The following is a 21,284-nucleotide window of genomic DNA, read 5'->3' on the forward strand; positions in this document are numbered from 1 at the left end:
GGCGTGCCATCATTCGTCGGTGACGGTTGTGGCGGTGATGCTCGTGGCCGCCGTGCTGGTCTTCGCCATCGTGCGGCCGCGCGGACTGCCGGAGTTCGTGGTCGCCGGCCCGGCCGCCGTCGTCGCGCTCGCCGTCGGCGTCGTGACACCGGCGCAGGCGTGGAGCGAGATCGTCGCGCTGGCACCCACCGTCGGATTCCTGGCCGCGATCCTCGTCCTGGCGCATCTTGCCGACGCCCTGGGCGTGTTCACGTGGGTCGCGCGCGTACTGACCCGCACGGGAGGGCGACGTCCCCGGCGGCTGCTCGTGCTGGTGTTCACCGTGGCGGCGGTGACGACGGCGGTGTTGAGCCTCGACGCGACGGTGGTGCTGTTGACGCCGGTGGTGATCCGGGCGGCCCGCGCGCTCGGGATGCCGGTTCGCCCGCCCGCGTACGCGACCGCGCACCTGTCGAATTCGGCGTCCACGCTCATGCCGGTGTCGAACTTGACGAACCTCATCGCGTTCTCGGCGACCGGACTGACGTTCGTTCATTTCACCGCGCTGATGGCGCTGCCGTGGCTCGTCACGGTCGTGATCGAACTGGCGATCTTCCTGGTGTTCTTCCGCCGCGACCTGGCCGATCCCACCACCGAGGTCGCACCCGCACCGCCCGTGACGCCGGCGGCACCGGCCCCGGTTCTGGCGCTGTCGGTCCTGGCGGTCACGCTCGTGGGGTTCGCCCTCGGGGGCGCGATCGGGATCGCACCGGGCTGGATCGCCGCTGCCGGCGCCGCGGTGCTCGTGATCCCGGCGCTGCGTGACGGACGCACCAACCCGCGGCGCATCGTCTACTCCGCCGATCTCTGGTTCTGCGCATTCGTGCTCGCGCTGGGCGTGGTGGTGGCCGGTGTCGCGACGGGGCCGATCGGCGACTGGCTGGGCGACCAACTGCCCGACGAGGCAACTCTCGGCGGGCTGCTCGCGATGGCCGTCGTCGCGGCGGTCGCGGCCAACCTGCTCAACAACCTCCCGGCGACGCTGCTGCTCCTCGCCGCGCTCGGACCGGCCGCGCCCACCGGTCTGGTGCTGGCGCTGCTGATCGGAGTCAATCTGGGTCCCAACCTGACCTACGTCGGATCGCTCGCGACGATGCTGTGGCGCCGCGTCGCGGCCCGCAACGGCTGCCGGCCCGAGCTCGGCACGTTCACCGGGCTCGGGCTGGCGACCACTCCCCTCACTGTCACCGCGGCGACGGTGACGCTGTGGTTGGTGTCGTGACCCCGCTCAGCGGGCCGGTTCGAGCGACTCGTCGGCGAAGGGATCGCCCTGTCGGGGCGCGTTGTACAGCGCCTCGTCGAGGATCTTCTCCCGCTTGGCGACGATGGTCGGCACCAGTGCCTGACCGGTGACGTTGACCGCGGTGCGGCCCATGTCGACGATCGGCTCGACCGCCAGCAGCAGTCCGACGCCCGCGAGCGGCAGACCCAGCGTCGAGAGCGTCAGGGTGAGCATGACAGTTGCACCGGTCGTCCCGGCGGTGGCCGCCGATCCGATCACCGAGACGACGACGATCAGCAGGTAGTCGGTCAGGCTCAGGTTCACGCCGTAGAACTCGGCGACGAAGATCGCGGCGATCGCCGGGTAGACGGCCGCGCAGCCGTCCATCTTGGTGGTGGCACCCAGCGGCACCGCGAACGACGCGTACTCCCGCGGCACACCGAGGTTGCGTTCGGTGACCCGCTCGGTCAACGGGAGCGTGCCGATCGACGACCGGGACACGAAGCCCAGCTGGGTGGCGGGCCACACTCCGGAGTAGAAGTTCTTCACCGACAGCCCGTGCACCCGGATGATCACCGGGTACACCACGAAGAACACGATCGCGAGGCCGATGTACACGGCGATGGTGAAGACACCGAGCTGGCCGATGGCGTCCCAGCCGTAGGTTGCGACGGCCTTCGCGATGAGGGCGGCGGTGCCGATCGGGGCGAGGCGGATGATCCACCACAGCACCTTCTGGACGATCGCGAGCAGAGCGGCGTTGAAGTTCAGGAACGGCTCGGCCTTCTCCCCCACCTTCAGCGCGGCGATGCCGATCGCGATCGCAACGACGAGCAACTGGAGGACGTTGAAGCTGAGCGACGTCGTCGCCGACAGGCCCGACGCGGCGTCACCGGTGACGGTGGTCTTGGCGCCGAGGCCGAGGAAGTTCTGCGGCACCAGTCCGGTGAGGAACGCCCACCACGACCCGCCGGCCTTGGGCGCGGTCGCCGACGCGGCGTCGACCGTGGTGTTGGCGCCGGGCTGGGTGATCAGACCGACCGCGATTCCGACGAGCACCGCGATGAACGCGGTGATCGCGAACCACAGCAGCGTCTGCACCGCGAGCCGGGCGGCGTTCGCGACGTTGCGCAGGTTCGCGATGGAACTGACGACGGCGGTGAAGATCAGCGGGATCACCGCGACGGTGAGCAGCGCGACGTAGCTCGAGCCGATGGTCTTCACGGTGCCGACGAGCCAGTTCTCGTTGCCGTCGGCGGCGTCGGGCATCGACCGGGCGATGAGACCGATGACGAGGCCGAGGATCAGACCGGCGACGATCTGGGGGCCGAAGGAGGTTGCCCACTTGGGCAGGGCGCGCCGAGGCGCGTCGAGGGTGGGGGCCGACATGGGGGCCTTTCGGGTGGAGATGTGACGACAGCGGCGCACAACGGAGAACACGCGAGAGACGGGACGCGCGGAGGTTGCTCTCGAAGGTCTGGCTGACGGGGACTCGAACGATCGGGCGTCAGACGGGACAGACCGCGCTCGCCTGCAGACAGTGGTCGACGTAGCGTCGACAGGTCAGCAGGGCGTTCACAGCGGACGACGCTACGCCCTGCGGCGGTGTGGAATCCAATCGGGTCCCCACCGGGTGGGACGGCGGGAGAATGAGCACCCACGGTGCAGATCGCACCGACACGCTGCGGCCACCGGAGGTGGAAGCGATGGACCAGCCGGAAGGCCTCGCCCGGACCACGACGCAAGTGGCGACCCTGGGCATCGCCGCAGCCATCCTCCTGACCGGACTGCTCGGGTTCGTCCCGGGCATCACCTCCGGCCTGGGCGACATCACCTGGGCCGGGCCCGGCACCGACGCCCGCCTGCTCGGGTGGACGGACGTGTCCGTCCTCCACAACGCCGCGCACATCGTGACGGGGATCGTCGGCCTGGCCATGTCGCGGAAGCTGGCCGCCGCCGAGATGTTCCTCATCGCCAGCGGCCTGCTCGCGGTGCTGTTGGGCGTGTACGGGCTGATCATCGACGCCGACACCGGATCCAACTTCATGCCGGTCGACTACGCGGCCAGCTGGCTCCACCTCGTCGTGGGGGTGGCGTTGGTGTTCCTCGGCGTCGCGCTACCGCGCCACGACGACGGCCCTACAAGTGCGACGTATCGTTGACCAGCCGCACCGACGACCCGCCGTCCGGGTAGAACTCGGCGATGCTGAGCGACGCCAGGTCCAGGTGCAGGCGGTACAGCAGCGACGGACCCACGTCCAGCGCGAGCTGCAGCAGCATCTTGATCGGTGTCACGTGGCTGATCACGAGGATGTTGGACCCGGCGTAGGCCGCGGTCAGGTCGGCGCGGACGGCCTCGATCCGCTCCCGGACCTCGTCGAAGCTCTCCCCCTCGGGCGGCCGCACCGCGGTGTCCGACAGCCATCGGCGGTGCAGATCCGGGTCGCGCTGGGCTGCCTCACCGAAGGTCAGGCCCTCCCACTTGCCGAAGTCCGTCTCGGTGAGTCCCTCGTGAACGGTGACCGGGAGGCCGAGCGCGCCGGCCGCGGCGTCGGCCGTCTCGCGGGCCCGGCCCAGCGGCGACGACACGACGGCGGCGATCGCGCCCTTGTCTGCGATCCGATCGGCCGCGGCGCGGGCCTGGGCGCGGCCGTAGTCCGTCAGCGGTGGGTTTCCGCGCCCGGAGTAGCGGCGTTCCACCGACAGCTCCGTCTGCCCGTGCCGCAGCAGCAACATCCGGGTGGGGGCGCCGACCGCGCCGGTCCAGCCCGGGGACGGCGCGGTGGCCGGTTCCGGCGCCGGCGTCTCCGCGGCCGCCGCGTCGGTGACGAAGCCCGACGTGATGGCGTCCTCGCCGTCCATCGCCTCGTTCGCGAGCCGGTCGGCATCGCTGTTCTCGCTGCGCGGGATCCACGTGTACGTGACGCGCGCGAAGGATCCGGCCACCTCCCGCGCCCGCTGGGCGAGCGGAATCATGTCTGGATGCTTGATCTTCCACCGGCCCGACATCTGCTCGACGACGAGCTTGGAGTCCATCCGCACGTCCACCTCGTGCGCACCCAGGTCGCGGGCCGCGGTCAGGCCGGCGATCAGTCCCCGATACTCGGCGACATTGTTGGTGGCGACACCGAGGAACTCGCGACGCTCCGCGAGGAGCCGGCCTCGCCCGGCGTCGAAGACCACCGCGCCGTAGCCGGCCGGGCCCGGGTTACCCCGCGAACCACCGTCGGCCTCGACCACGACCCGGTGGTGGGTCACAGACCGGACTCCTTGGTGCGCACCATGATTGCGCCACACTCGGGGCACCGGACGACGACGTCGGCGGGCGTCGCGGCGATCCGGGCGATTTCGCCGCGGTCGATCTCGATGCGGCACGCGCCGCAACGGCGGGCCTGCAGCAGTGCCGCGCCGACGCCGCGCTGCTCGCGCTGCTTCTCGTAGACGGCGAGCAGTTCGTCGGGGAACAGCCCCACCAGCGCGGCACGATCCGTATCGCACCGCTGCTGCGTCTTCTCCAGGTCGGCGACGGCGTCGTCGCGACGACGCTCGGCGTCGATCAGCTCGTCCTCGGCCTGCGTCAGCCGGGCACCGGCGTGATCGTGGTCGGCCTGCGAGGCCTCTCGCCGTTCCATCACCTCGAGCAGCTCGTCCTCGAGGACGCTCTGCCGGCGCTCCAGGCTGCCGAGCTCGTGCTGCAGCTCCGACAGCTGCTTCGGGGCCAGCGTGCCGCCCTCGAGCAGCTTCCGGTCGCGCGTCTCGCGCTGGCGGACGGCGTCCACCTCACCCTCGAGCTTCTTGATGTCGCGATCCAGGTCGTCGAGCACGATCTCCACGGCCACCGCCGCGTCCTTACGGGAGACGCGCTCGGCCTCGAGCCGCTCCACCTCCTGCTGCTCGGGCAGCACCCCGCGACGGTGCGCGAGCCGGGCCAGCTCGGTGTCCACACCGGCGAGCTGGAGAAGCTTGGACTGCACTGTGGGGTCGACGTTCACGCGTGGAAGCTCCTGCTGTGTTCTTGTTCTTCAGGGCTGCTCGGACGGCCCGAGATCAGGTGTCAACCGTACCTCCGAAAACGCCCTGCCCCGACCACATCGGCTGCCGCCTTCAGTGGCACGAGACGGTCCACGGATCGGTCCGCAACTCGGTCACCCGCACGTCCCAACCGTCGACGCCGGAGAAACGCGCGTCGAGCACGCCCTTGGCCTGCGCGCACCACGGCTGCTCGCTGGCCCAGTGCGCGACGTCGACCAGCGCCGGGCCGCCCTTGCGCAGGTGCTCGTCGGCCGGGTGGTGCCGCAGATCCGCGGTCACGTAGGCGTCGGCGCCGAGCTTGGCAACGGTGTCGAGCAGCGAGTCGCCCGACCCGCCACACACCGCGACGGTGCGGACGACCCGATCGGGGTCACCGGCGGCCCGCACACCCCACTCGGTGCGCGGCAGGGCCGACGCCACCCGCGCGGTGAACTCGCGCAGCGTCTGCGGCTGCGCCAGCTCACCGATACGGCCGAGGCCGCGGCTGCCCGGGAAGTCCGCCGTCTCGAACACGTCGAACGCCGGCTCCTCGTAGGGGTGCGCGGCGCGCAAGGCCCGCAACACCGCCGACCGGGCTGCCCGCGGGGCGATGACCTCGACGCGGTCCTCGACGACGGACTCGAGGTCGCCGACCGATCCGAGCGCGGGGTTCGCGCCGGCGAGCGGACGGAACTGGCCCTCGCCCGCCACGGTCCAGCTGCACTCGCGGTAGTCACCGAGTTCGCCGGCGCCGGCGTCGAACAGGGCCGCGCGCACCCGGGCGGTGTCGGCAGTCGGGACCATCACCACCCACTTGTCAGTGACGGTGTCGGGGATCGGGATCAACGGCCGGGTCTCGACCAGACCCAGCGCGTCGGCGAGCGCGTCGGATACCCCCGGGTCGGCCCGGTCCGCATTGGTGTGTGCGCTGTAGAGGGCGCAGCCGCCGCGGATGAGGCGGTGCAGCAGCGCCCCCTTGGGCGTGTGCGCGCCCACGGTGTCGACGCCGCGCAGCAGCAGCGGATGGTGCACCAGCAGCAGCTGCGCGCCGGATTCGAGTGCCTCGTCCACCACCGCGGCGGTGGCGTCGACCGCGACGACGACCTTGCGGACCTCCTCGGCGGGATCCCCGGCCACGAGTCCCACCGAGTCCCACGGCTCGGCCAGCGCCGGCGGATAGGCCGCCTCGAGGGCGGCGATCACATCGGCAAGTCGTGGTGCGGTCACAGTATCTCCCTCATCGTCGCGATCAGTTGCTCGGTCATCGCTCGCGGACGCACCGCGATGCGCAGAAAGTCGGGGCCCAGGCCCGGGAAGGTATCGCAGCGGCGCACCGCGACGCCCCGCGTGCGCAGGTGAGTGCGCATCCGCTCGCCGTCGGGCAGACGCAGGAGCAGGAACGGCGCCGACGCCGGTGTGTGCACATCGATGCCGGCGTCGCGCAGCAGCGTGACGGCGACCTCTCGGTCGGCAGCGATCGTCCGCGCCTTGCCCTCGGCCTCGGCGACCGCGGCAGGCTCGCTGCACGCGGTGATCGCCTCGAGTTGCAGGCTGCCGACCGGCCAGTGCGCCCGGCCGTGACACAGCCGCGCCAGGACGTCGGGGTGCCCGAGGGCGTAGCCGCACCGCAGCCCGGCCAGCGCCCACGTCTTCGTCAGGCTGCGCAACACCAGGACGTCGGGCAGCGACCGATCGGCCACCGAGTGGCCCTCCCCCGGTACCGCGTCCATGAACGCCTCGTCCACCACGAGGATCCGGCCCGGGTTACGCAGCGCGAGCACGTCGGCGGCCGGGTGCAGCACCGACGTCGGGTTCGTCGGGTTACCGAGCACGACGAGGTCGGCGGACTCGGGGACCGCCGACGGATCCAGCCGGTACGGCGCGTCGAGCGTCACGTGCGTCACCGGGACACCGGCCTCCCGCAGCGCCAGCTCGGGCTCGGTGAACGAGGGGTGGATCAGCGCGGCCTCGCGGATCTCGAGCCGCGGCAGCATCGCGAACCCTTCGGCCCCGCCCGCGAGCGGCAGCACCTCGTCCGGCGTGCGGCCGTGGCGGGCCGCGACCTGCTCGCGGGCGCGCCGGTCGGCGTCGGCTCCCGGATAGCGGCCGAGCCCAGCGACGGCGTCGGCGAGCCTGCGCCGCAACCACTCCGGCGGGCCGTCGCCCTGCACATTGACCGCGAAGTCGAGCAGCCCGGGACCGGTCTCGGCGTCGCCGTGGTGCCGCAACCGCGCGAGCGTGTCCGCGGCGGTGCCCGATCCGAATTCCATAGCCGTCGAGCCTACGGCGCGAGCGGGTGCTGGTCCGCCGCGGCCAGGCGCGCACAATGAACCGGTGACGTCCCCCTCTTCGCCTCTCGCCCCGGTCCTGCTGTTCGACCTCGACGGCACCCTCACCGACTCCGCGCTCGGCATCCACAACGGCTTCCGGCACGCCCTGACGGCGGTCGGTCGCCCGGAGCCCACCGCGGAGATGCTGGCGACGGTGATCGGTCCGCCGTTGATGGACTCGATGCGCGCGATGGGCCTCGACGAGGCGACCACGGCGGCGGCGCTGGCGGCGTACTTCGAGCGCTACGACGCGGTCGGCTGGTCCGAGAACGAGGTGTACGCCGGCATCGAACCGATGTTGGCGGTCGCGAAGGGTACCGGTGCGCGGCTCGCGGTCGCGACGTCCAAGACCGAGAAGTTCGCGATCCGGATCCTCGAGCACTTCGGCCTCGCCGGGTACTTCGAGGTGATCGGCGGCGCCAGTTCCGACGGCTCGCGGCGCGCCAAGGCCGACGTCATCGAGCACGTCCTCGGCGGGCTCGGCATCCCCGCGACGGCGGGCGGCACCGCCGACGTCGTGATGATCGGCGACCGCGAGCACGACGTCCACGGCGCGGCCCACTGGGGCATCCCGACCGTGTTCGTCGAGTGGGGGTACGGCTCCGCGGAAGAGGCGCAGGGCGCCCGCTGGTCGGCGCCCACGGTCGCGGACCTGTCCCGGATCGTGACGGCGGCGGCCTGAGATGAGCATGATTCACGTCACGTTCGTGTGCACCGGCAACATCTGCCGCTCCCCGATGGCGGAGCGGATCTTCGCCGAGCACGTACGCCGCGCCGGGCTCGACGACCGCGTTCGGGTGACGAGCGCGGGCACCCACGGCTACCACGTCGGCGACGGCGCCGACCGCCGCACCGACAAGGTTCTCGAGGCCGCCGGCTACCCCACCGGGCACCGCGCCGCCCAGGTCGACGACGACCATCTGGCCGCCGACCTGGTGGTTGCGCTCGATCGCGGACACGACCGGATCCTGGCGCAGCTCGGCGTGCCGGACGACCGACGCCGGCTGTTGCGCAGCTTCGACCCGGACGCGGACAGCGACTCGGTGCCCGACCCCTACTACGGCGACATCACCGATTTCGAGTTGGTGCGCGATCAGATCGAGGCCGCGGTGCCCGGCCTGCTGGCCTGGGTGCGGGAGAACTGACCTGCACCGAACCAGTACCGTGGGAGCCGTGGGAAGGCTGAAGTTTCTGTTGCGACCCGGCTGGCTGGCATTGGCAGCCGTCGTGGCCGGTTTCGCCTTCATGTGCTTCACGGTGCTGGCGCCGTGGCAGTTGGGCAAGAACACCCGGACGTCCGAGCGCAACACGCTGCTCGAGCAGTCCATCAACGCCGACGCGGTCCCGATCGACTCGCTGATCAGCGGGACGGGCCCCGCTCCGGGTGACGAGTGGCGCAAGGTCATGGCTACCGGCACCTACGTCCCCGACAGTGACGTACTCGTGCGGCTGCGCACGGTCGAGGAATCACCGGCGTACGAGGTCCTTACCCCGATGCTCCTGACGGACGGGCAGACCATGCTCGTCAACCGCGGGTACATCCGCCCCATCGAGGGCCTCGCCCCACCGCCGATCCCCGCGGCGCCGGCCGATCAGGTGACGGTCGAGGGTCGAATCCGCATGTCCGAGGGCACCGTACCCGGGAAGGACCCGATCACCGAGTTCGGCGCCAGGCAGGTCTACTTCATCGACTCGGGCCAGGTCGGACAGTTCATCGGCACCGACCTGGTCAACGGGTACCTGCAGCTCGACGACGCCCAACCGGGCGGGCTCGGCACCATCCCGCTCCCGCAGATCGACGCCGGGCCGTACCTGTCGTACGGCCTGCAGTGGCTCGCCTTCGGCATCATGGCGCCGCTGGGCCTGGCGTACTTCATCCGCGCCGAACTGCGCGAGCGGCGGAAGGCACGCGCAACCACCGCGGCAGCCACGTCGCCCTCCGAGCCGCCGGCGGACGTGCCCGCGGCCGCGGATGCTCCGGCCTCCGAGCCGTCCCCTGCACCCGAACCCGCGACCGCCACGGAGCCCGAGAAGGCACCGGCGGGCGACGACTTCCAGTTGCCGACCCGTCGCGGGCTGCGGAAGAAGTCCAAGAGCCCCGAGGCGCCACTGAGCCAGTCGCAGGCGAGGCTGGCCGACCGCTACGGCGAACGACGCTGAGCGCCGCCCCGCAGGCGGGGCGCAAGATGCTCGGGGCATGAAGGGTGCCAGGGTCGTGTCCGCGGCCGCCGCGATCGCTCTGGTGGTTCTCCCGCTCGGCATCGGCGTGACGGTCGCCGTGCGGGCAGCGCAGCAGGGCAAGGATCTTCAGGCGTGGCCGCTGGTCCTGCTGTGGGTGGTCTACGGATCGTTCGTGGCGACGGTCGCGTTCCGGGTGCTGCGCCGCACCGCGGTCACCGAGGCCGCCGAAGCGCTGGCGCAGGCGCGCCGCGCCGACGAGGCCCGGGTGCTCGACCAGATCCCCGCCCCGGCCCGTCCCGCGCGGATCCGCTTCGACGACCTCGACGATCCCGAGGCGATGCGACTGCTCGAGTACAACGACCGGCTGGCCCGCCTCCGCGATCAGCGGTGACGTAGCCGCGCCGCGGCGAGAACGAGCCCGGCGGAGGTGACGGCCGCGGCCGTCTGCACGGCCGTGGACAGCCGCGCGGCCCGCTCGAGGTCCGCGACGACGGGCGCGGGCCCGGAACCGAGGGTGGGGCGCATCTCCACCCCGTGCGCGTACTCGGTCCGGCCGCCCAGTTGCACCCCCAGCGCGCCGGCCGCCGACGCCTCGGCCACGCCCGCGTTGGGACTCGGGTGATCCGCCGCGTCGTGCCACCACGCGGCCAGCGCGGCACGGGGCGAGCCGCCGACGACGGGAGCGACCGCGACCGTCAGCACCCCGGAAAGGCGGGCCGGAGCGAGGTTGACGACGTCGTCCCAGCGGGCCGCCGCCCAGCCGAATCGGCTGTACTTGGCCGACCGGTAACCGATCATGGCGTCGAGGGTGTTCGAGGCCCGGTACGCGAGCAGACCGGGCACGCCCGCCACCGCACCCCAGAACAGGGCGCCGACGGTGGCATCGGAAGTGTTCTCCGCCACCGACTCCAGGCTGGCGCGGGCAAGCCCGTCGGCGTCGAGGGCGCTCGGATCGCGGCCACACAGCGACGGCAACAGGGCGCGCGCGTCCGCGAGGTCCCCGGCCTCGAGATGGCGGGCCATCGTGCGTCCGGTGCCCGCGAGCGACGTCCCGCCCAGCACGGTCCAGGTGGCGGCCGCGACTGCCGCGGTCTCGCCGACCCAGCCCAGGCGCGCGGCCCATCGCTGCGCCGCTGCCCCGATCGCCGCGGTGACGCCGACCAGAGCTGCAGTGTGTGCGGCCCCGGCCAGGCGACTGTCCGCGTAGGTGCGCTGCTCCAATACTGCTGCGGCGCGACCGAATCCGGCCACCGGATGCCACCGCTGCGGATCCCCGAAGGCGCGGTCGGCGGCGTACCCGAGCAGGAGGCCGGCCGCCCGCGCAGTGGGACGAGAACGTCGGGCCGGGACTCGGCGGGCAGAGTGAAGCACGCCGGTATTTCTATCAACCGTCCGTCACGCCGCACCCACGGCCTAGCGCACTACCCCCAGTCGAGCGAACGAGGCACCTGCTGCTTGGTGAACAGCCGTCCTGGTGCCGAGGCGATCACGACGGGATAAGTCGAGCAGGTGCACGCTCACACGGCGGGACCCGAGTGGACGACCGTCAAGTCCACGCGGGTGACGGCTCGTACGGTCGACACCGTCCACGACGCGGTCTTCGCACACCGCTCGAACGCGAGCAGACCGGTCTGGTCGTCGGTCGCGTAGTCCGCGTAGTCCATCGATCCGGATGATGCCGTGCCGGTGGCACCCTCGGCGGTGAAACGGGCCGAGCCGGACCTGACGCACCGGTACACACGGTCGTCGAGGATCACGTCGCCGCCGGGTTCGAGACCGGTCCCCTCACGCGGCGTCCACAGCGTCATCTCGAGTTCGCCCTCGTCGTACTCGACCGTGAGCCGGCGACGCCCGGTCGAGCCGTCGAGCAGGTGCTCGTGCCAACGAAAGTCCTCCTGGTCGAAGGTGATCGTGCCGCCGACGACGTGGTCGACACCGGCGTACGTCACGATGTCGCCGACACCGATCCGGAGCGGGTCGTACGTCTCCGGGTGATCGGCGAGCGGATCGACGCGCGGCGACAGACCGAAAGTCCTTGCACTCCAGATGAATACGCCGATCCCTATGATCACGAGCAGTATCAACAGGACGTTAAGAAGAATCATGACATCCATCCGGACGGTATTCCCCTCACGCAGGACTCATTGCGCCGGCAGACCCTACCCGCGCGCGGCCGCCGACAGCCAGTGACCCAGCGCGACCGCACCTTCGCACACGCTTGCCGGCATCGTCTCGGTCAGCACCCAGCGCGACACCGAGCGGGCTCTGCTCGCGAAGGAGCGGATCGGCCGGCTACTCGGCGTCGCCGGAGTCCGACATCGGTACCACCGGCTCCCCCAGCAGCCAACCCTCGAAGGCCTCGTTGCACAGGCAGGCCGGGGACCGACGCGCCCGCAGCAGCGCCACCGCCCCGGGCGGGTCCGCCTCACCGGACAGAACCAGCGCCCGCGCCGCGACGAGGCTCGAGCGGTTGAGCCCCACCTGGCAGTGGACCAGCACCGGACCGGTCTCGCGACACACGTTCACCCACAGCGCGAGCGCGTCGACCTGCTCGAAGCCCTGCTCGCCGCTGTCGTACATCCGCACGTAGACCTCGGAGTCGATGTTGTGCCGCACGTCGTACTGCTCCCACGGGTACAGCGACACGACGTGGGTGACGAAACTCGGGAGCACGAGGCCGTCCCGGCAGCCGCCCTGCCACAGGTTCGGCGCGATCTCGCTGATGACCGGGACGTCGAACGGGATGTGCCCGTGCGCGGTGATACCGACCAGATGCTGACGCATCGGGTCGATCTGGATGTCGATCGCTGTGGGATCGACGAGGTCGTCGTTCACGCTCGGGTCCGTTCGGGTCGCAGCCGGGAGTTCCTGAGGATTCCAGTATCTCCGCTTTTCCCGCTCCGCGACCGTGTAAAGACAAACGAACGGCCGTTACCGGACACAAAAGTGCCCCTCGCGCGGCGATAGCGGCGCAAGGGGCTTTTGTGGGCGCGGAGGGTTTCGAACCCCCGACCGCTGGTGTGTAAAACCAGAGCTCTACCACTGAGCTACACGCCCGAAATCCGGCGACGAGTGCCGCCGGAATCGCTTCAGGACTTTAGCGCGGTGAGCGCCTTCTCCCAAGCTGCCTGGTCACGGGGTTCGCCGGGACCGTTCATCTCCGCGAATCGAACGATCCCCTCCTTGTCGATCGCGAAGGTTCCGCGGTTGGCGAAACCGAGCTTGTCGTTGAACACCCCGTACGCCTCGGCGACGGCGCCGTGCGGCCAGAAGTCCGACAGCAGCGGGAATGTGTATCCCTGCTCGGCGGCCCAGATCTTGTGGGTGGGCGACGGGCCGACCGAGACCGCGAGGATCTCGGAATCGTCGTTCTGGAACTTCGGCAACTCGTCGCGCACGCGGCACAGTTCGCCCTGGCACACGCCCGTGAACGCGAGCGGGTAAAAGACGAGGAGGACGTTCTTCTTGCCGCGGAAGTCCGACAGCGTGACTTCCTGGTTGTTCTGATCCTTGAGTGTGAAATCGGGCGCGGTGGTCCCCACCTCGAGAGGCATGCCTGGTCCTAACGTCGGGTACGTCGGCGCATCCGCCACGACAAACCTACGCCGCGCGGATGAACCGAAATGAGACTACGGCGGTCGGTCAGCGCTTGGGAGCGCGCGCCTTGGGCTGGACCAACCGACTGCCGCTCCACGATCCGAGGTTCGCGGCCGACGTCTGCGTCAGGCCGGCGGTCGGAGCGGATTCGGCGATCTCGCTCGGCTCGACGTGTCCGGCCCGGCCGGTCTTGGGGGTGAGCACCCAAACGAATCCATCGTCCGATAGCGGGCCGATGGCGTCCATCAGCGCATCGACGAGGTCACCGTCGCCGTCGCGCCACCACAGCAGCACCACGTCGACGACCTCGTCGGAGTCCTCGTCGACCATCTCGCCACCGATGGTGTCCTCCACCGATGAGCGCAACTCGTCGTCGGTGTCCTCGTCCCAGCCCAGTTCCTGAACCACCATGTCGTGGATAACGCCGAGTTTCTGAGCGTAGTTCTGAGCGTCCTCCGCGGCGACCACGGTGGTGTCCTCCTCTGTTCGGTGGGGCACGAATTTCGCGCATCCCGGTCGGGATCGAACGTGTGTCGATCAATAGTGGAAAGCGAACATGGTCGAAGCCTTTCGCGCAAGCCGACGACGCCGAAAATCTCGAGAAAGTGATCGCCGGACCGGGCGGACCGCCCCTATCAGGGCAAATCCCCGACGGGTCTCGCGGGCGCGACGCGCCGAGTGACGGACAACAGGAGCGGGGGTGCTCAGTTCGTCTGGATGGTGAAAGATGAGTGCTGCGCCATATTCATATGGAAACTCGATCGGCCCTAACAAGGACCGGCCGAATGGAGCGGACGCGACACCGCGCGTCCCAACCACAATGAGGAGCACACCTTGTCAGACCTGATCCAGGGGCCCGCGTCTCAGCCGAACGCCGACACACCAGGCGTCACCGGTGGGGCCTCGTCACCCGCTGCGCACGTGCAGCCCGGCACCGACGGCCGGGTCCGCGTCATCCGCGAAGGGGTGGCCTCCTATCTGCCGGACATCGATCCGGACGAGACCAACGAGTGGCTCGAATCGTTCGACGGCCTGCTCGACCGCGCCGGACACGCGCGCGCTCGCTACCTGATGCTGCGCCTGTTGGAGCGCGCCGGTGAGAAGCACGTCGCGATCCCGGCGCTGACCTCGACCGACTACGTCAACACGATCCCCACCGAGAACGAGCCGTGGTTCCCCGGTGACGAGGAAGTCGAGCGCCGCTACCGGGCGTGGATCCGCTGGAACGCCGCGATCATGGTGCACCGCGCGCAGCGTCCGGGTGTCGGCGTCGGTGGTCACATCTCGACGTACGCGTCGTCGGCCGCCCTGTACGAGGTCGGCTTCAACCATTTCTTCCGCGGCAAGGATCATCCGGGCGGCGGCGACCACATCTTCGTGCAGGGCCACGCCTCGCCGGGCATCTACGCCCGCGCGTTCCTCGAGGGCCGCATCGGCGCCGATCAGATGGACGGTTTCCGCCAGGAGGCCAGTCACGCGAAGGCCGGCGGCGGCCTGCCGTCGTACCCGCACCCGCGCCTGCTCCCCGACTTCTGGGAGTTCCCGACCGTGTCGATGGGCCTGGGCCCGATGAACGCCATCTACCAGGCGCGGTTCAACCACTACCTGCACGATCGCGGCATCAAGGACACCGCCGACCAGCACGTGTGGGCGTTCCTCGGCGACGGCGAGATGGACGAGCCGGAGTCGCGTGGTCTCGCGCACGTCGCGGCCACCGAGGGCCTGGACAACCTGACGTTCGTCATCAACTGCAACTTGCAGCGTCTCGACGGCCCGGTTCGCGGCAACGGCAAGATCATCCAGGAGTTGGAGTCGTTCTTCCGCGGCGCCGGCTGGAACGTCATCAAGGTCGTGTGGGGCCGCGAGTGGGACGCGCTGCTGCATGCCGACAAGGACGGCGCGCTCGTCAACCTCATGAACGAGACGCCGGACGGTGACTACCAGACGTACAAGGCCAACGACGGCGCGTTCGTCCGCGAGCACTTCTTCGGGCGGGACCCGCGCACCAAGTCGCTGGTTGCGGACATGAGCGACCAGGAGATCTGGAACCTCAAGCGCGGCGGCCACGACTACCGCAAGATCTACGCCGCGTACGCGGCCGCGATGGCGCACAAGGGCCAGCCGACGGTGATCCTGGCCCACACCATCAAGGGCTACACCCTCGGCAAGCACTTCGAGGGGCGCAACGCGACGCACCAGATGAAGAAGCTGACGCTCGACGATCTCAAGCGCTTCCGCGACATCCAGCGCATCCCGATCTCCGACGCGGAGCTCGAGAAGGATCCGTACCTGCCCCCGTACTACCACCCGGGCCCGGATTCTCCGGAGATCCAGTACATGCTGCAGCGCCGCAAGACGCTCGGCGGGTTCCTGCCGTCGCGCCGCACCGATGCCGCGCCGCTCGCCCAGCCGGACGACAAGACGTACGCGCCGGTACTCAAGGGGTCGGGCAAGCAGGAGATCGCGACCACGATGGCCGTCGTGCGCATCCTCAAGGAACTGTTGCGCGACAAGGAGATCGGCAAGCGGATCGTGCCGATCATCCCCGACGAGGCCCGCACCTTCGGTATGGACTCGTGGTTCCCGTCGCTGAAGATCTACAACCGCAACGGACAGCTCTACACGTCGGTCGACGCCGAACTGATGCTCGCCTACAAGGAGAGCGAAGTCGGCCAGATCCTGCACGAGGGCATCAACGAGGCCGGTTCGACGGCGTCGTTCACCGCGGTCGGCACGTCGTACGCCACGCACGGCGAACCGATGATCCCGGTGTACATCTTCTACTCGATGTTCGGCTTCCAGCGGACCGGTGACGGCCTGTGGGCGGCGGCCGACCAGATGGCACGTGGCTTCGTGCTCGGCGCCACCGCCGGCCGCACCACCCTCACCGGTGAGGGTCTGCAGCACGCCGACGGGCACTCGCTGCTGCTGGCGTCGACCAACCCGGCCGCGGTCTCCTACGACCCGGCGTTCTCCTACGAGATCGCCCACATCGTCAAGGACGGCCTGCGCCGCATGTACGGCGGCACGGACGGCGTCGACGGCTTCGGTGGCGAGAACATCTTCTACTACCTCACCGTCTACAACGAGCCCTACGTGCAGCCCGCCGAGCCGGAGAACCTGGACGTCGACGGCCTGCTCAAGGGCATCTACCTCTACAAGAAGGCCGAGAACACCGGGCCCCGCGCCCAGATCCTGGTCTCGGGCGTCACGATGCCGGAGGGTCTGCGCGCGCAGCAGCTGCTCGCCGACGACTGGGGTGTCGCCGCGGACGTGTGGTCAGTGACGTCGTGGGGCGAGCTGCGCCGCGAGGGCATCGAGTGCGAGCGTGAGGCGCTGCACAACCCTGGTGTCGACGCTCCGCAGCCGTACGTCACGCGGGCGCTGTCGCAGGCCCAGGGTCCGTTCGTCGCGGCGTCCGACTGGATGCGGGCGGTGCCCGACCAGATCCGGCAGTGGGTCCCGGGCTCCTACACCACGCTCGGCACCGACGGGTTCGGTTTCTCCGACACCCGCCCGGCCGCGCGCCGGTTCTTCAACGTCGACGCCGAGTCCATCGCGGTCGCGGTGCTCTCGTCGCTGGCGAAGACCGGCGAGCTGGACCGCTCCAAGGCCGTGGAAGCGGCCGCCCGCTACCGGATCGACGACGTGCTCGCCGCTCCGGAGCAGACGTCGGACCCCGGCGTCGCGTGAGCTGAGCCGATCGAAGTGATCGGCCGCAGCACACACGGAACACACTGAACGCCCGCCCCGGCACGGAGTCCTCGGGACCCCGCGCCGGGGCGGGCGTAAGTTCCTTTTCATGGCCGCGGATCACACCGAGACGTCGAACCCTTCTCCGCCTGCACGTGCGGAGCGCCCGGCTCCGCCGCAGGCCCGACGCGAGCGCTACCAACCGCCGGTCCCGGACCCGACGGGAAGGCCGAGCCGCGACTCCCTGCCCGACGCGCTGCTGCGCCGCGTCAAGCAGTTCTCCGGCAGACTGTCGACCGAGGCGATCTCCTCGATGCAGGATCAGCTGTCCTTCTTCGCCGACCTCGACGCCGAACAGCGCGCGAGCGTCCAGATGATCGTCCAGAAGTCGGTGGTCAACTTCCTCGAATGGCTTACCGACACCGACAGCGACATCCGGTACACCATCGACGCGTTCCAGGTGATCCCGCAGGACCTGGCCCGCCGGCTCACGCTCCGGCAGACCGTCGAGATGGTGCGCGTGGCCATGGAGTTCTTCGAACAACGGCTGCCCGCCCTGGCCCGGAACGACCGGCAACTGGTCGCACTCACCGAGGCGATCCTCCGGTACGGGCGCGAACTCGGTTTCGCGGCCGCGGCGGTGTACGCGAGCGCGGCCGAGTCCCGGGGCGCATGGGACACGCGACTCGAGGCTCTGGTCGTCGATGCCGTCGTCCGTGGCGACACGGGATCGGAACTGCAGTCGCGCGCCTCGACCCTGAACTGGGATGCGACCGCACCGGCCACGGTGATCGTCGGCACTCCCCCGCCCGAGGAGGGCGTCGCGGTGATCGGCACGGTGCAGACCACTGCCCGGAAACACGGCCGGGCGGCACTCGCCGTCGTGCAGGGCGAGCGACTCGTGATGGTGGTGAGCGGCGAGTTGCACGGCAGCCCCGGCGCCCACGCGTTCATGCACGAATTGATGGAGAGCTTCTCGGAGGGGCCCGTGGTGATCGGCCCGACCACCCCGACACTGGGCGCAGCACACTTCAGCGCGGTCGAGGCGCTGGCCGGAATCGAGGCGGTCGTGGGGTGGCGGGGCGCGCCGCGACCCGTGTTTGCGGCCGAGCTGTTACCCGAGCGTGCCCTGCTCGGAGATACCGCCGCGGTAGCCGCCCTCAACGAGCGTTTGATCCAGCCGCTGTCGACCGCCGGCACCGCCCTCGCGGAGACCCTCGACGCGTATCTGGACTCCGGTGGCGCGGTGGAGGCGTGCGCCCGTCAGCTGTTTGTTCATCCAAATACGGTTCGGTACCGATTGAAGCGCATTTCGGAAATCACGCGCCGAGATCCCACGAACCCGCGCGACGCGTATGTGCTCCGCGTCGCCGCGACAGTCGGCCGACTTGCCCAAACGCGCGTTCAATCCGCGACTTCCGACGCATCCGTCACAAATTTCACATTCCGGAACGTCGGGGCGTAACGCTGGAGCGTCCAGATTCGATAGCGCGCGCCGACGTGGATTTTTGTAGGGAACCTACAAAACACCTGTCCAGAGTTCATCCCCGACAACATCTCGCACAGGCACGCTGACAGTGTTCCCTTGAATGCGTGATTTCGTTGCTAGCCCCGGGTCAGGGCTCCCAGTCACCCGGCATGCTCAGCCCATGGCTCGAGCTGCCGGGCGCACACGATCGCGTGGCGCTGTGGTCGAAGGCCTCCGGCCTCGACCTCGCGCGCCTCGGTACCACCGCATCGGCCGAGGAGATCACGGACACCGCCGTGACTCAGCCGCTCGTGGTGGCCTCCGCGCTCCTCGCGTACGAGGAGCTCGAACGCCGGGGGCTCGTCCCGGCGGACACCATCGTCGCGGGCCATTCCGTCGGCGAACTCGCCGCCGCGGCGGTCGCCGGAGTCCTCTCCGCCGACGACGCGGTCATGCTCGCCGCCATCCGTGGTGCCGAGATGGCGAAGGCGTGCGCGCTCGAACCCACCGGAATGTCCGCGGTTCTCGGTGGCGACGAGGACGCAGTCCTGTCGCGGCTCGAGGAGCTCGATCTCACGCCGGCCAACCGCAACGCGGCCGGTCAGATCGTCGCGGCGGGTCGTCTCGACGCGCTCGAGCAGCTCGCGGCAAATCCCCCGGAGAAGGCCCGCGTCCGCGCGTTGCCGGTCGCGGGGGCGTTCCACACTCGGTTCATGGCGCCCGCCCAGGACGCCGTCGCCGAGGCCGCGTCGCAGATCGCACCCAGCGATCCCGTCCGCACACTGCTGTCCAACTCGGACGGCGCGCCGGTCGCCTCCGGCGCCGACGCCGTGGCTAAGCTGGCCGCGCAGGTGACCCGACCTGTGCGTTGGGACCTGTGTACCGCGAGCCTGCGGGCTGCTCAGGTCTCGGCGATCGCGGAACTTCCTCCGGCAGGCACCCTGATCGGGATCGCCAAGCGCGAGATGCGCGGCACACCGACCGTGCCGCTCAAGGAGCCCGGAGATCTTTCCGCTCTGACCGAATTCACCGAAGACGGTTAGCTCGCTGCGCGCTCACGATGCGCCGGCAGGGTCGGCCCCGTCCGACCCGAACCTTGAAGACACGTACATCGAATGAAAGAAGGGAGCCACCTAGTGGCCGCCAACCAGGAAGAGATCATCGCCAACCTCGCCGAGATCATCGAAGAGGTCACCGGCATCGAGCCGTCCGAGGTCACGATCGAGAAGTCCTTCGTCGACGACCTGGACATCGACTCGCTGTCGATGGTCGAGATCGCCGTCCAGACCGAGGACAAGTACGGCGTGAAGATCCCGGACGAGGATCTTGCCAGCCTGCGCACCGTCGGCGACGTCGTCACCTACATCCAGAAGGTGGAGGCCGAGGGTGGCGAGGCAGCCGAGACCGTGAAGGCCAAGCTCGAGGCCGCTAAGAACGACGACGAGTGAGCCAACCGTGACTTCCGCTTCTGCCCGAGGGCGATTACCGAACATCGTCGTCACCAGCCTTGCGGCTACGACGTCGGTTGCCGGAGATGTGGATGGCACGTGGAAGGGCCTGCTGGCCGGTGAGAGCGGGATTGACGTGCTCCACGGCTCGTTCGTCGAGGAATTCGATCTGCCAGTGCGTTTCGGTGGCCAACTGAAGGTCCCGTTCGACGAAGCACTGAGCCGGGTCGAGATCCGACGGATGAGCTTCGTGGAGCGTCTCGCTCTGGTTCTGGGTCGGCAGGTCTGGCAGAACGCAGGCAGCCCCGAGGTCGACAAGGATCGCCTCGGGGTTGTCATCGGCACCGGGCTCGGCGGCGGCGAAGCTCTCGTCGACGCCGTCGACAGGCTGCGCGAGGGTGGGTACCGCAAGGTGTCCCCGTTCGCGGTTCAGATGGTGATGCCGAACGGACCGTCGGCCACCGTCGGACTCGAACTCGGCGCGCGCGCCGGTGTCATCACGCCGGTATCGGCGTGTTCGTCCGGGTCGGAGGCCATCGCTCATGCGTTCCGCATGATCGCGATGGGCGACGCGGACATCGTCGTCACGGGTGGAGTCGAAGGCAACATCGGCTCCGTGCCGATCGCGAGTTTCGCAATGATGCGCGCGCTCAGCACCCGCAACGACGACCCGAAGGCGGCATCGCGCCCCTTCGACAAGGACCGGGACGGGTTCGTCTTCGGTGAGGCCGGAGCCATGATGATCCTCGAGACGGAGGAGCATGCGAAGGCGCGTGGGGCAACGATCCACGCGCGCCTGCTGGGCGCCGGGATCACCTCCGACGGGTACCACATCGTGGCACCCGACCCGGAAGGCACCGGGGCGGCTCGCGCCATGACCCGGGCCATCGAGACCGCAGGTCTCACCAAGTCCGACATCAAGCACATCAACGCACACGCCACCGCGACTCCGATCGGCGATATCGCCGAGAGTCTCGCCATCAAGGCCGCGGTCGGTAAGCACGCTGCGGTGTATGCGCCCAAGTCGGCACTGGGCCACTCGATCGGCGCTGTCGGCGCCCTCGAGGCAGTGCTCACGGTCCTGAGTGTGCGTGAGGGCGTCATTCCCCCCACGCTCAATCTCGACAACCAGGATCCGGAGATCGATCTCGACGTCGTGAAGGGTGAACCCCGCTACGGCGACATCGATTTCGCGATCAACAACTCGTTCGGTTTCGGTGGGCACAACGTCGCGCTCGCCTTCGGCCGGGCATAACCCAGCCGAACTCGCTGGATTGCCAGGTGGGGGCCCCGCA

21 protein-coding genes and 1 tRNA gene are annotated in these 21,284 nt (G+C 69.7%); 11 read left to right on the forward strand and 11 right to left on the reverse strand.

What is annotated here, in order from left to right:
• Window positions 1-19: 19 nt before the first annotated feature.
• Window positions 20-1,261 (forward strand): ArsB/NhaD family transporter, encoded by a 1,242-nt coding sequence (locus ACQ5DX_RS13460; RefSeq protein ID WP_430333100.1) that lies wholly within the window; start codon window positions 20-22, stop codon window positions 1,259-1,261.
• A gap of 6 nt (window positions 1,262-1,267) precedes the next feature.
• Here ACQ5DX_RS13460 and ACQ5DX_RS13465 read toward each other — a convergent pair whose 3' ends face one another.
• Entirely contained in the window at window positions 1,268-2,650 is a 1,383-nt protein-coding gene (locus ACQ5DX_RS13465; protein WP_430333101.1) for a dicarboxylate/amino acid:cation symporter, read from the reverse strand.
• Window positions 2,651-2,910: 260 nt separating this feature from the next.
• On the opposite strand from ACQ5DX_RS13465, the gene ACQ5DX_RS13470 reads away from it, so the two are divergent.
• The gene (locus ACQ5DX_RS13470) at window positions 2,911-3,423 is read left to right on the forward strand and encodes a DUF4383 domain-containing protein (RefSeq protein ID WP_430333102.1); all 513 of its coding nucleotides are present in this window, start codon (window positions 2,911-2,913) and stop codon (window positions 3,421-3,423) included.
• On the opposite strand, the gene ACQ5DX_RS13475 is transcribed toward ACQ5DX_RS13470, so the two are convergent.
• From ACQ5DX_RS13475 to cobC, 4 genes are all read right to left on the reverse strand, one after another.
• On the reverse strand, window positions 3,401-4,519 hold the full coding sequence (locus tag ACQ5DX_RS13475; protein ID WP_430333103.1) for a bifunctional RNase H/acid phosphatase: 1,119 nt from the start codon (window positions 4,517-4,519) through the stop codon (window positions 3,401-3,403). The genes ACQ5DX_RS13470 and ACQ5DX_RS13475 overlap by 23 nt on opposite strands.
• Window positions 4,516-5,253: a zinc ribbon domain-containing protein gene (locus ACQ5DX_RS13480; RefSeq protein WP_430333104.1), complete on the reverse strand. Its 738-nt coding sequence runs from the start codon at window positions 5,251-5,253 to the stop codon at window positions 4,516-4,518. The genes ACQ5DX_RS13475 and ACQ5DX_RS13480 overlap by 4 nt, the downstream gene beginning before the upstream one ends.
• Window positions 5,254-5,365: 112 nt before the next feature.
• Window positions 5,366-6,499: a Nif3-like dinuclear metal center hexameric protein gene (locus ACQ5DX_RS13485; protein ID WP_430333105.1), complete on the reverse strand. Its 1,134-nt coding sequence runs from the start codon at window positions 6,497-6,499 to the stop codon at window positions 5,366-5,368.
• Window positions 6,496-7,542 carry an Rv2231c family pyridoxal phosphate-dependent protein CobC gene (gene cobC, locus ACQ5DX_RS13490; protein ID WP_430333106.1) on the reverse strand — a complete coding sequence of 349 codons (1,047 nt, stop codon included), beginning with the start codon at window positions 7,540-7,542 and terminating at the stop codon, window positions 6,496-6,498. Before cobC ends, ACQ5DX_RS13485 begins: the two co-directional genes overlap by 4 nt.
• A 64-nt stretch (window positions 7,543-7,606) precedes the next feature.
• On the opposite strand from cobC, the gene ACQ5DX_RS13495 reads away from it, so the two are divergent.
• The 4 genes from ACQ5DX_RS13495 to ACQ5DX_RS13510 are packed head-to-tail and all read left to right on the forward strand — an operon-like array spanning window position 7,607 to window position 10,174.
• Window positions 7,607-8,284, forward strand: a complete 678-nt coding sequence (locus ACQ5DX_RS13495; RefSeq protein WP_430333107.1) for an HAD hydrolase-like protein — start codon at window positions 7,607-7,609, stop codon at window positions 8,282-8,284.
• Between the two features lie 7 nt (window positions 8,285-8,291).
• Window positions 8,292-8,747, forward strand: coding sequence for a low molecular weight protein-tyrosine-phosphatase (locus ACQ5DX_RS13500; protein ID WP_430335649.1), 456 nt, complete (start codon window positions 8,292-8,294; stop codon window positions 8,745-8,747).
• A gap of 28 nt (window positions 8,748-8,775) precedes the next feature.
• Window positions 8,776-9,762 (forward strand): SURF1 family cytochrome oxidase biogenesis protein, encoded by a 987-nt coding sequence (locus tag ACQ5DX_RS13505; protein WP_430333108.1) that lies wholly within the window; start codon window positions 8,776-8,778, stop codon window positions 9,760-9,762.
• Between the two features lie 37 nt (window positions 9,763-9,799).
• Window positions 9,800-10,174 carry a hypothetical protein gene (locus ACQ5DX_RS13510; RefSeq protein ID WP_430333109.1) on the forward strand — a complete coding sequence of 125 codons (375 nt, stop codon included), beginning with the start codon at window positions 9,800-9,802 and terminating at the stop codon, window positions 10,172-10,174.
• Here ACQ5DX_RS13510 and ACQ5DX_RS13515 read toward each other — a convergent pair.
• From ACQ5DX_RS13515 to ACQ5DX_RS13540, 6 genes are all read right to left on the reverse strand, one after another.
• A complete protein-coding gene (locus tag ACQ5DX_RS13515) occupies window positions 10,165-11,154 on the reverse strand; it encodes a cobalamin biosynthesis protein (protein WP_430333110.1) in 990 nt (329 codons plus the stop codon). The genes ACQ5DX_RS13510 and ACQ5DX_RS13515 overlap by 10 nt on opposite strands.
• A 146-nt stretch (window positions 11,155-11,300) precedes the next feature.
• The gene (locus tag ACQ5DX_RS13520) at window positions 11,301-11,897 is read right to left on the reverse strand and encodes a DUF4178 domain-containing protein (protein WP_430333111.1); all 597 of its coding nucleotides are present in this window, start codon (window positions 11,895-11,897) and stop codon (window positions 11,301-11,303) included.
• Window positions 11,898-12,075: 178 nt separating this feature from the next.
• Window positions 12,076-12,618, reverse strand: coding sequence for a protein-tyrosine phosphatase family protein (locus ACQ5DX_RS13525; RefSeq protein ID WP_430333112.1), 543 nt, complete (start codon window positions 12,616-12,618; stop codon window positions 12,076-12,078).
• Between the two features lie 150 nt (window positions 12,619-12,768).
• A tRNA-Val gene (locus ACQ5DX_RS13530) sits at window positions 12,769-12,840 on the reverse strand.
• 32 nt (window positions 12,841-12,872) lie between these two features.
• Entirely contained in the window at window positions 12,873-13,337 is a 465-nt protein-coding gene (locus ACQ5DX_RS13535) for a peroxiredoxin (protein ID WP_430333113.1), read from the reverse strand.
• Window positions 13,338-13,425: 88 nt separating this feature from the next.
• Window positions 13,426-13,848: a DUF3052 domain-containing protein gene (locus tag ACQ5DX_RS13540; RefSeq protein ID WP_430335650.1), complete on the reverse strand. Its 423-nt coding sequence runs from the start codon at window positions 13,846-13,848 to the stop codon at window positions 13,426-13,428.
• A 453-nt stretch (window positions 13,849-14,301) separates the two neighbouring features.
• Between ACQ5DX_RS13540 and aceE the strand changes: the two genes are divergently transcribed.
• The 5 genes from aceE (at window position 14,302) to ACQ5DX_RS13565 (ending at window position 21,244) form a co-directional block, all read left to right on the forward strand.
• Window positions 14,302-17,073, forward strand: a complete 2,772-nt coding sequence (gene aceE / locus ACQ5DX_RS13545; protein WP_430335651.1) for a pyruvate dehydrogenase (acetyl-transferring), homodimeric type — start codon at window positions 14,302-14,304, stop codon at window positions 17,071-17,073.
• A 109-nt stretch (window positions 17,074-17,182) separates the two neighbouring features.
• Window positions 17,183-18,538, forward strand: coding sequence for a PucR family transcriptional regulator (locus ACQ5DX_RS13550; RefSeq protein WP_430333114.1), 1,356 nt, complete (start codon window positions 17,183-17,185; stop codon window positions 18,536-18,538).
• A 128-nt stretch (window positions 18,539-18,666) separates the two neighbouring features.
• Window positions 18,667-19,584 carry an ACP S-malonyltransferase gene (locus tag ACQ5DX_RS13555; protein ID WP_430333115.1) on the forward strand — a complete coding sequence of 306 codons (918 nt, stop codon included), beginning with the start codon at window positions 18,667-18,669 and terminating at the stop codon, window positions 19,582-19,584.
• Between the two features lie 93 nt (window positions 19,585-19,677).
• Window positions 19,678-19,989 (forward strand): meromycolate extension acyl carrier protein AcpM, encoded by a 312-nt coding sequence (gene acpM, locus ACQ5DX_RS13560; RefSeq protein ID WP_430333116.1) that lies wholly within the window; start codon window positions 19,678-19,680, stop codon window positions 19,987-19,989.
• Window positions 19,990-19,996: 7 nt separating this feature from the next.
• The gene (locus ACQ5DX_RS13565; protein ID WP_430333117.1) at window positions 19,997-21,244 is read left to right on the forward strand and encodes a KasA/KasB family beta-ketoacyl-ACP synthase; all 1,248 of its coding nucleotides are present in this window, start codon (window positions 19,997-19,999) and stop codon (window positions 21,242-21,244) included.
• Window positions 21,245-21,284 lie beyond the last annotated feature (40 nt).

The organism is Rhodococcus sp. ACT016 (assembly GCF_050477185.1).
Taxonomy (GTDB): domain Bacteria; phylum Actinomycetota; class Actinomycetes; order Mycobacteriales; family Mycobacteriaceae; genus Prescottella.